The 3,752-nt window shown below is 70.5% G+C and carries 4 protein-coding genes; all 4 read left to right on the plus strand.

Annotated features, from left to right (window positions below):
* Window positions 1-270 (plus strand): hypothetical protein (locus tag ACXJKL_RS16770; protein WP_457208158.1); only part of this gene is annotated, 270 nt, incomplete at its 5' end.
* A gap of 73 nt (window positions 271-343) precedes the next feature.
* Window positions 344-1,684 carry a M24 family metallopeptidase gene (locus tag ACXJKL_RS16775; RefSeq protein ID WP_457208159.1) on the plus strand — a complete coding sequence of 447 codons (1,341 nt, stop codon included), beginning with the start codon at window positions 344-346 and terminating at the stop codon, window positions 1,682-1,684.
* Between the two features lie 4 nt (window positions 1,685-1,688).
* On the plus strand, window positions 1,689-2,753 hold the full coding sequence (locus tag ACXJKL_RS16780; protein WP_457208160.1) for a thiamine pyrophosphate-dependent dehydrogenase E1 component subunit alpha: 1,065 nt from the start codon (window positions 1,689-1,691) through the stop codon (window positions 2,751-2,753).
* Complete coding sequence (locus ACXJKL_RS16785) at window positions 2,741-3,718, plus strand: alpha-ketoacid dehydrogenase subunit beta (RefSeq protein ID WP_457208161.1); 978 nt, start codon at window positions 2,741-2,743, stop codon at window positions 3,716-3,718. The genes ACXJKL_RS16780 and ACXJKL_RS16785 overlap by 13 nt, the downstream gene beginning before the upstream one ends.
* Window positions 3,719-3,752: the final 34 nt, after the last annotated feature.

A 3,752-nucleotide genomic window follows, 5' to 3' on the forward strand; every position in this document is an offset into this window, starting at 1 on the left:
GTCCAGACGGGCCTGCACACCAAGCCGGCCCAGCTCGACGCCATGGCGCTGGCGGAGAAGGACCTCTCGCTGCACGGAAGCTGGTGCTACCGGCTCACCGACTGGCCGCGCGTGATCCGGATGGTCGCCGCCGGGCGGTACCCGGTCGCCCGGGCCGTCACCGCCCAGATCGATCTCGGCGACGTCGTGACCCGGGGGTTCGACGTGCTGGTCGACCCGCAGGGCGACCAGCTCAAGGTGCTCGTGCGCTCCGGCGGTGGGACCTCGTGAGCCTGTCCGTCACCCACCCCCTCGTCCCCGCCCGTCCCTGGTGCTCCAGCGCACCGCAGTCCCGGAGGTCCTGATGCTCACACCCACCTACGGCGTCACCCAGGTCGACTGGGAGACGCGGCTCGACATGTCGCGCCTTCGATCCGAGCGGCTGGCCAGGCTCACTGCGGAGCTCGAGCGCTCCTCCCTCGGCGCGGTGCTCACCTTCGACTTCCACAACATCCGTTACATGACCGGGACGCACATCGGCACGTGGGCGATGGACAAGATGATCCGCTTCGCCCTGCTGCCCCAGGGCGGAGCGCCGGTCCTCTGGGACTTCGGCTCGGCCGCGCGCCACCACCAGCTCTACGCGCCGTGGCTCGACGCGGGGCACCCGGACCGCGAGGAGGAGCACTACGGCGCCCGCGCGGGCATCTCGACGCTGCGCGGCGCGATCTCCCCGTCCGCCGGGCGTGCCGAGGATGTCGCCGCGAAGGTCTACCAGGTGCTGGCCGAGCACGGCCTGACCAAGCAGCCGCTCGGAGTCGACATCATCGAGCCGCCCGTGATGTTCGCCCTCCAGGCGATGGGCATCGACGTGGTCGACGGCCAGCAGCTGTTCCTCGAAGCCCGCCGGATCAAGACGGTCGACGAGGTGGGACTCCTCACCCAGGCGGCCTCCATGGTCGACTCGGCGTACGAGAGCCTCTACGAGTTCCTGCGCCCCGGCGTGCGGGAGAACGAGTGCGTCGGGCTGGTGAGCAAGGTCCTCTACGACCTCGGCTCCGAGCACGTGGAGGGGGTGAACGCGATCTCGGGGGAGCGGTGCTCGCCCCACCCCCACGTCTTCTCCGACCGGCTGATCCGGCCCGGGGACCCGGCGTTCTTCGACATCCTGCACAGCTTCATGGGCTACCGCACGTGCTACTACCGGACGTTCGCGGTGGGCAGCGCCTCACCGGGGATGGCCGACGCCTACAAGATCTGCCGCGAGTACATGGACCAGGCGATCGAGCTCGTGAAGCCCGGTGCCACCACCGCCGACATCGTCTCGGTGTGGCCGACGGCCCAGGAGTTCGGCTTCCCGGACGAGGAGGCGGCGTTCGCGCTGCAGTACGGACACGGCGTCGGGCTGAGCATCTGGGAGCGACCGATCTTCAGCCGACTCACCTCGCTCGACGCCCCGGAGGTGCTGGAGGAGGGGATGGTCTTCGCCCTCGAGACGTACTGGCCGGCCGCCGACGGCTGGGGTGCCGCACGCATCGAGGAGGAGGTCGTGGTCACCGCCGACGGCGCGCAGGTGATCACCAAGGTCCCGGCCGAGGAGCTGTTGGTCGCGGGACGCCGCTACTTCACCACCGGCGGCGCGCTCCCGACCCTGCGCGACAGCCAGTCGCACCTCAACACCCGCACCGCCGGCGCGGAGGGGTGAGCCGATGAACCTGCCCCTGAGCAACCACGCGTACGGCGAGCACGACCTGGTGATGCCCCCGGACGACCCCACCTCACACGACGATGCCGACATCCCCCTCGAGACCCGGCTGCGGATGTACCGCATGCTCCAGGAGATGCGCCAGTTCGAGAAGCGCGCCTACGACATGTTCATGCAGCAGCTGGTGAAGGGCACCACGCACCTCTCGCTGGGGATGGAGGCGGTCGCCGCCGGCTTCGGCGCCGCGATGCGCTCCGACGACTACACGTTCGCCACCTACCGCGGGCATGCGCACACGCTGGCGCGGGGCGTGCCCATGGAGGGGGTGCTGGCCGAGCTGCTGGGTCGTGCCAACGGCCTGCTCGGCGGCAAGGGCGGCTCCATGCACCTGACGAGCGTGGAGCACGGGGTGATGGGTTCCTACGCCATCATCGGCGCCCACCTGACCATCGCCAACGGGGCCGCCTGGTCGGCCCAGTACCGCAGGAGCGGTCAGGTCGCCGTGTGCTTCTTCGGCGACGGCACCACCAACATCGGGGCCTTCCACGAGGCCCTCAACTACGCGGCCGTCTTCTCGCTGCCCGTGGTCTTCGTGTGCGAGAACAACCAGTACATGGAGTACACCGCGATCGCTGACATCACGGCCGTACGGCGCCCGGCCGCGGATCGCGCCTCCGCCTACGGTCTGGAGCCGATCGTCGTCGACGGCAACGACGCGGACGCCGTCCACCTCGTCGCCGCGGACGCCCTCGAGCACGCCCGGTCCGGTGCCGGTCCGGTGCTCGTCGAGGCGCTGACCTACCGCCACGGCGGCCACTCGCGGGCCGACCCCGGCAAGTACAAGCCGCCGGGTGAGCTCGAGGCCTGGCTGGCCTACGACCCGATCACGGTCTACCGCGGGCGGCTCGAGCGCCTGGGTGTCGCCGGCGCGGACATCGACGCCATCGACGCCGAGGTGGCCGAGGCCGTCGACGAGGCCACCGAGGCCGCCAAGAACGGACCCCTGCCGGACCCGCAAGCAGCCTTCACCGACGTGTGGGCAGACGGAGGACACACATGGCGATCCTGACCTACCGCGACGCGGTGGCTCGCGGCATCGCGCAGGAGATGGAGCGCGACGAGTCGGTCGTGCTCATCGGCGAGGACGTGGCGGGTGCCGGCGGCGTCTTCAAGACCACCACCGGGCTCCTGGAGCGATTCGGTCCCGAGCGCGTCATCGACACCCCGATCTCCGAGCAGGCCATCCTGGGCGCAGCGATGGGGGCCGCCATGACCGGGATGCGGCCGATCGCCGAGATCATGTTCTCCGACTTCTTCGCGGTCTGCTGGGACCTCGTGGTCAACGAGATGGCCAAGACCCGCTACATGACCAACGGCCAGGTCACCATCCCGCTCGTCGTCAAGAGCGGCAACGGCGGCAGCCTCCGTTTCGGGGCCCAGCACTCCCAGTCGATCGAGAACTGGGCGATGGCCGTGCCCGGCATCAAGGTGGTCGCCCCGTCGACGCCCGAGGACGTCGTCGGCCTGATGGCCGCCGCCGTGCGCAGCGACGAMCCGGTGCTGTTCTTCGAGCACAAGGGGCTCTACTCGTCCAAGGGGGAGGTCCCGGACGGGCCGATCCTGGACGAGCTCGGCACCGCCAAGGTCCGCCGCACGGGCAAGGACGCGACCGTCGTCGCCCTCGGCCTGATGGTGGGCCGGGCCCTGGCCGCGGCCGAGCAGCTGGCCGAGCGGGGCATCGACTGCGAGGTCATCGACATGCGGTCGCTGGTGCCGCTGGACGCCGCGATGGTCCTCGAGTCGCTCGGTCGGACCGGGCGGCTGTTCACCGTGGAGGAGAACCCCCGGATGCTCGGCTGGGGCTCCGAGCTGGTCGCCATCGCCGGCGACGACGGCTTCTGGGACCTCGACGGACCCATCGTCCGCATCACCACGCCGCACATCCCGCTGGCGTCCGCCGACTCCCTCGAGGACCTGATGATCCCGTCGGTGGACCGCATCCGTGACGAGATCGAGCAGGCGATGAAGGGATGACCGTGACCGCGCCGTCCGGTGCCCGCCCCCGGCG

This window comes from Nocardioides sp. P5_C9_2 (assembly GCF_054049555.1).